Origin of the sequence: Acidovorax delafieldii 2AN (genome assembly GCF_000175235.1) — a bacterium.
GTDB classification, from domain to species: Bacteria; Pseudomonadota; Gammaproteobacteria; order Burkholderiales; family Burkholderiaceae_C; genus Acidovorax; species Acidovorax delafieldii_B.
Genome location: NZ_ACQT01000322.1, coordinates 1 through 3453, shown reverse-complemented (window position 1 = coordinate 3453; position 3453 = coordinate 1). Strand labels below are relative to the sequence as shown.

Here is a 3453-nt window from a genome sequence, read left to right as displayed (position 1 = left end):
GGCCCTTCGTGGTCGTGGGCGACGACGAGGCTTCCCAGGCCTGGTTGCAGCACCAAGCAGGCTCATTGCGCGAGCGCGGCGCGGTCGGCTTGGTGGTCAACGTCGAGACCGTGCAAGGCCTGGCGCGGCTGCGCGCCCTGGTGCCTGGCGTGCCCCTCGCGCCCGTATCCGGCGACGACCTGGCTGAGCGTCTGGGCCTGCGGCACTACCCGGCGCTGATCACGGCCACCGGCATCGAGCAATGAAGCCATGTCGGGGAAACAGCCGGTCGAGGTTCTGCTCCGCCCAGCGGTGGAGCTATATACCGTCGCGGCGTGTGCAGGCGCCGCGTTTCTGTCCCTGGTGGCCCCGTGGTCGCTCGCGCTGAGCCCCGCCATGGGCGTCGGCAGCGCGCTGGCGTTCGGGGCCTATGGCGCGATCCGCTACCACGATGCCCGCGTCATCCTGCGCTATCGGCGCAACATCCGCCGCCTGCCGCGCTACGTGATGACCAGCAAGGACGTGCCGGTCAGCCAGCAGCGGCTGTTCGTGGGGCGCGGGTTCCTGTGGCAGCAGAAGCACACCCATAGGCTCATGCAGACGTACCGGCCGGAGTTTCGGCGCTACGTCGAGCCGACGCCGGCCTATCGGCTGGCCCGGCGTCTGGAGGAACGGCTGGAGTTCGCGCCGTTCCCGCTGTCCCGGCTGTCGAAACTCACCGGATGGGACGTGCCTTGCAACCCGGTGCGGCCGCTGCCGCCAGTGGGCGGCCTGCCGCGCCTGCACGGCATCGAACCCGAGGAGGTGGACGTCAGCCTGCCGCTGGGCGAGCGCGTCGGGCACTCGCTGGTACTGGGCACCACGCGAGTGGGCAAGACCCGGTTGGCCGAGTTGTTCGTGACGCAGGACATCCGGCGCAAGAACGCCGCAGGCGAGCATGAGGTCGTGATCGTCATCGACCCTAAAGGAGATGCCGATCTCCTGAAGCGGATGTATGTCGAGGCCAAGCGCGCGGGCCGCGAAGGCGAGTTCTATGTCTTCCATTTGGGCTGGCCGGAAATTTCCGCGCGCTACAACGCCGTAGGCCGCTTCGGTCGCATCTCGGAAGTCGCCACCCGCATCGCGGGCCAGCTCTCCGGCGAAGGCAACAGCGCAGCCTTCAGGGAGTTCGCGTGGCGCTTCGTCAACATCATCGCCCGCGCCCTGGTGGAACTGGGTCAGCGCCCGGACTACATGCTGATCCAGCGGCACGTCATCAACATCGACGCGCTGTTTCTGGAGTACGCGCAACAATTTTTTGCCAAGCATGAGCCGAAGGCTTGGGAAATCATCGTCCAGCTCGAAGCGAAGCTGAACGACAAGAACGTCCCGCGCAACATGATCGGGCGCGAAAAGCGTGTGGTGGCGCTGGAGCAGTACCTGAGCCAAACCCGAAACTACGACCCCGTGCTCGACGGCCTGCGCTCGGCGGTCCGCTACGACAAGACGTATTTCGACAAGATCGTCGCATCGTTGCTGCCGCTGCTGGAGAAGCTCACCAGCGGGAAGATTTCCCAGCTTCTGGCCCCGAACTATTCCGACTTGGCCGACCCGCGCCCGATCTTCGATTGGATGCAAGTCATTAGGAAGCGGGCCATCGTCTATGTGGGCCTGGACGCGCTGTCCGATGCCGAGGTCGCCGCAGCGGTCGGCAACTCGATGTTCAGCGATCTCGTATCGGTCGCAGGCCATATCTACAAGCACGGGATCGACGATGGCCTGCCGGGCGCTTCGGCCGGCGCGCGCGTGCCGATCAACGTCCATGCCGATGAATTCAACGAACTCATGGGCGACGAGTTCATCCCGATGATCAACAAGGGCGGTGGCGCCGGCATCCAGGTCACGGCCTACACGCAGACGCTTTCCGACATCGAGGCACGCATCGGCAACCGGGCTAAGGCGGGTCAGGTCATCGGCAACTTCAACAATCTGTTCATGCTGCGCGTGCGCGAGACGGCCACTGCCGAACTGCTGACCCAACAATTGCCGAAGGTCGAGGTCTATACCACCACCATTGTGTCGGGCGCGACCGATAGCTCCGACATCCGTGGGGCGACGGACTTCACCAGCAATACGCAGGATCGCATCAGCATGTCCAGCGTGCCGATGATCGAGCCGTCGCATATGGTGGGCCTACCCAAAGGTCAATGTTTCGCATTGATCCAGGGAGGACAGCTTTGGAAGGTTCGCATGCCGCTGCCGGCGCCGGACCCGGACGAAGTGATGCCGCAGGACCTGCAGCAGCTCGCGGGCTACATGCGCCAGAGCTACACCGACGCGACCCAGTGGTGGGAGTTCACCAGTTCGCCGGCCCTGCAGGATGCGGGCTTGCCGGAGGATCTGCTCGATGACGCGGCAACGAATTCACCTGCTGCTGCCACTGGCGCCGAAGACGCGGCCGGCAACGAGGCCGCGTCATGAAAGATGCCGCCTCGACTGCGCAGCGGGAGCAGAACCAGCGCCAGGGCCTGATCGTCAGCACTATCACCTTGCCGTTCCGGCTGCTCGGGGTGCTGATCGGCTCGCTGCTGTTCTCGATCGTGATCGAGTGCGTCGGCATGCACCTGTTCTGGAAGGACCAGGGCTGGCGCCACTCCCAGCAGATGTTGCAGTACGAGCTGGGGCACCTGTCCAGTCACTTCACGCGCAGCGTGGTGGTTCAAGAGCCCGGACGCACGGCGCACGAGCTGGTGGACACCGGCTACGAATGGGTGTTCGTGCGCTCGGGGCTGCTGGAGCGCATGAGCCAGACCGCCGAGCGCGCCCGCGCGCCCAGCCACCGGAAGGACCAGAACGGGGGCCGCAACTTCCGCTACTACATCAGCCAGGTCTATGTCTGGACCGAGCGCTACCTGATCGCCGCGGCTTTCACGACGCTCACGTTCCTGGTGCGCCTGCTGGTCCTGGTGCTCACGCTGCCGCTGATCTTCACCGCGTCATTCGTTGGCCTGATCGACGGCCTGGTGCGGCGCGACGTGCGCCGGTTCGGCGCGGGCCGGGAATCCGGCTTCATCTACCACCGGGCGAAGGCGAGCCTGATGCCTCTGGCCGTGCTGCCTTGGGTCACGTACCTGGCCTTGCCGATCTCGGTGCATCCATTGCTGATCCTGCTGCCGAGCGCCGCCTTGCTGGGACTGGCCGTGAGCCTGACCGCAGGCAGCTTCAAGAAGTACCTCTAGACCATCAATCCGGTCATCCGCAGGTTCCTATTGTTTGCGGCCTAAAAGCCCCTCGCTGCCCACGATCAAGCCATTGCTGATCACACAGGAATGGCGCGATGTTGGCTCCGATCTGGCAGCGCGCCGCGCATCGCGGCGTGCCCACTTTTTTCGTGACGGCCCTCCTGCTGGGCCAGTCCCCGATGACGTTGGCCGAGCCCCCCGCGCAGCGCCAGGAGCTGGTCGCCGCGCTGCGCCAGCTCGACGCGCTGGAGCG

The 3453-nt window shown here is 65.4% G+C and carries 3 protein-coding genes and 1 pseudogene; all 4 read left to right on the top strand.

All coding sequences use genetic code 11. The annotated features are described in order from the left end of the window. The coding region (locus ACDELDRAFT_RS20375; RefSeq protein ID WP_005799966.1) for an integrating conjugative element protein at positions 1–245 on the top strand (245 nt) is incomplete at its 5' end. A gap of 4 nt (positions 246–249) precedes the next feature. Next, the gene (traD, locus tag ACDELDRAFT_RS20370; protein WP_005799965.1) at positions 250–2439 is read left to right on the top strand and encodes a type IV conjugative transfer system coupling protein TraD; all 2190 of its coding nucleotides are present in this window, start codon (positions 250–252) and stop codon (positions 2437–2439) included. Continuing rightward, positions 2436–3197, top strand: a complete 762-nt coding sequence (locus ACDELDRAFT_RS20365; protein ID WP_005799964.1) for a TIGR03747 family integrating conjugative element membrane protein — start codon at positions 2436–2438, stop codon at positions 3195–3197. Before traD ends, ACDELDRAFT_RS20365 begins: the two co-directional genes overlap by 4 nt. A gap of 98 nt (positions 3198–3295) precedes the next feature. After that, a pseudogene (locus ACDELDRAFT_RS20360) lies at positions 3296–3453 on the top strand (RAQPRD family integrative conjugative element protein); the annotation flags it as partial.

What these genes read in the sequence shown, in the direction of transcription:
- traD (WP_005799965.1), top strand. Translation starts at nt 250, where the DNA reads ATGTCGGGGAAACAGCCGGTCGAGGTTCTGCTCCGCCCAGCGGTGGAG.
- ACDELDRAFT_RS20365 (WP_005799964.1), top strand. Translation starts at nt 2,436, where the DNA reads ATGAAAGATGCCGCCTCGACTGCGCAGCGGGAGCAGAACCAGCGCCAG.